Annotated in this window: 2 protein-coding genes and 1 pseudogene (1 of these 3 running past the window's edge); all 3 read left to right on the top strand. The window is 71.0% G+C overall.

Translation table 11 applies throughout. The features are described from left to right. Nucleotides 1–171 (top strand): uroporphyrinogen decarboxylase family protein (locus ACFE99_RS24430; RefSeq protein ID WP_375489374.1); only part of this gene is annotated, 171 nt, incomplete at its 5' end. After that, nucleotides 168–1,523: a protoporphyrinogen oxidase gene (locus ACFE99_RS24425; protein WP_375489372.1), complete on the top strand. Its 1,356-nt coding sequence runs from the start codon at nucleotides 168–170 to the stop codon at nucleotides 1,521–1,523. The genes ACFE99_RS24430 and ACFE99_RS24425, both read left to right, overlap by 4 nt. Nucleotides 1,524–1,527: 4 nt before the next feature. Then, nucleotides 1,528–1,668, top strand: a pseudogene (hemQ, locus tag ACFE99_RS24420) (hydrogen peroxide-dependent heme synthase); it runs 509 nt beyond the window's last position.

Below are 1,668 nucleotides of genomic sequence, written 5' to 3'. Positions count from 1 at the left end.
CTGGCGGGCTGGCCGGTGGTGGAGCGCGCGGCGCGCGCGGTGGTCGACGACGGGCGTCGTGCGGTCGCCTCCGGCGCGGCCGGGCACATCTTCAACCTGGGACATGGGGTGCTGCCCGAAACCGATCCAGGCGTGCTCACCGACCTGGTGTCGCTGGTGCACTCGCTATGACGCCTCGCTCGTATTGCATTGTCGGAGGCGGTATTTCAGGATTGACGGCGGCTTATCGGCTACGCGCTTGCGTCGACGACGCGACCATCACGGTGTTCGACCCGGCCGATCGCCTCGGTGGCGTGCTGCGCACTGAGCGGGTCGGTGGGCGGCCGATGGACGTGGGCGCCGAGGCGTTCGTCACGCGTCGCCCCGAAGTGCCGGCGTTGCTGGCCGAGCTGGGTCTTTCCGATCGCCAACTGGGCACCGCCAGCGCACGACCGCTGATTTACAGCCAGGGCCGGCTGCACCCGCTGCCGTCGGGCACCGTCGTCGGGATCCCGTCGTCGGCGGAATCCATGGCGGGGCTGGTCGACGAGGGGACCGTCGCGCACATCGCCGAAGAACCCAACCGACTGCTGAACTGGCGTTCCGGCGACGACCCCGCAACGGCCGCCTTGGTCGCCGACCGGTTCGGCGAGCAGGTGGTGGCCCGGTCGGTGGATCCGCTGCTGGGTGGTGTGTACGCCGGTTCGGCCGCCACCATCGGGCTGCGCTCGGCGGCGCCTGGATTGGCTACGGCTCTCGACGGCGGCGCCGCCAACCTGACCGAGGCGGTCCTGGCCGCGCTGCCGGGCGCAACCAGCGGCCCGGTGTTCGGCGCAGTCGACGGCGGCTACACCGTGCTGGTCAACGAGCTGGCCCGCCGCAGCGGGCTGCGCTGGGTGCAAACCGCTATCCGCCGGATTGAGCCCGCCGAGCCCGGCTGGATGCTGAGCGACGACACCGGCGGCACGTGGCGGGCCGACGCCGTCATTGTGGCGGTACCGGCCCCGCGGCTGGGCAACCTCGTCGCCGGAATCGCCCCCCGCGCTGCGGCGGCCGCGGGCCGAATCGCGAGCGCATCGTCGGTATTGGTGGCGTTGGCGGTGCCGCCCGACAGCGGGTTTCCGGAGCAGTCCGGTGTGCTGGTCGCCAGCGGGGAACCGTTGCACGCCAAGGCAATCACGCTGTCGTCGCGGAAGTGGGGTGGCCCCGGTGTGGTCGAGCTGCTGCGCCTGTCGTTCGGGCGGTTCGACGACGACGCGAGCCGCCGCGCGTCCGACGACGAGCTATTGTCTTGGGCTTTGGCAGATTTGGCCACCGTCTTCGGACTGACGGTCGAGCCGGTCGACGTCCGGGTTCGGCGCTGGTTCGACGCGATGCCGCAGTACGGCCCGGGCCATGCCGATCTCGTGGCCGAGCTGCGCGCCGGGTTGCCGCCGACGCTGGCGGTGGCAGGAAACTACCTCGACGGTATCGGGGTTCCGGCGTGTATTGCCGCGGCCGGTCGCGCGGTATCGGAGCTGCTGAGTGCCGGCGTGGCACCATAGACCCATGGCCCGCCTGGACTACGACGCCCTCAACGCCACCATCCGCTACCTGATGTTTTCGGTGTTCTCGGTGCGGCCCGGGGTGCTCGGCGATGAGCGCTCAGCGGTCGTCGACGAGACCGCCACCTTCCTCACGCCACAAGAG

The sequence above is a fragment of the uncultured Mycobacterium sp. genome (assembly GCF_964249325.1).
In the GTDB taxonomy this organism is placed as follows: domain Bacteria; phylum Actinomycetota; class Actinomycetes; order Mycobacteriales; family Mycobacteriaceae; genus Mycobacterium.
Note: the sequence above shows the minus strand (reverse complement) of the source record. Positions and strands in the feature narration are given on the sequence as shown.

What these genes read in the sequence shown, in the direction of transcription:
- ACFE99_RS24425 (WP_375489372.1), top strand. Translation starts at nt 168, where the DNA reads ATGACGCCTCGCTCGTATTGCATTGTCGGAGGCGGTATTTCAGGATTG.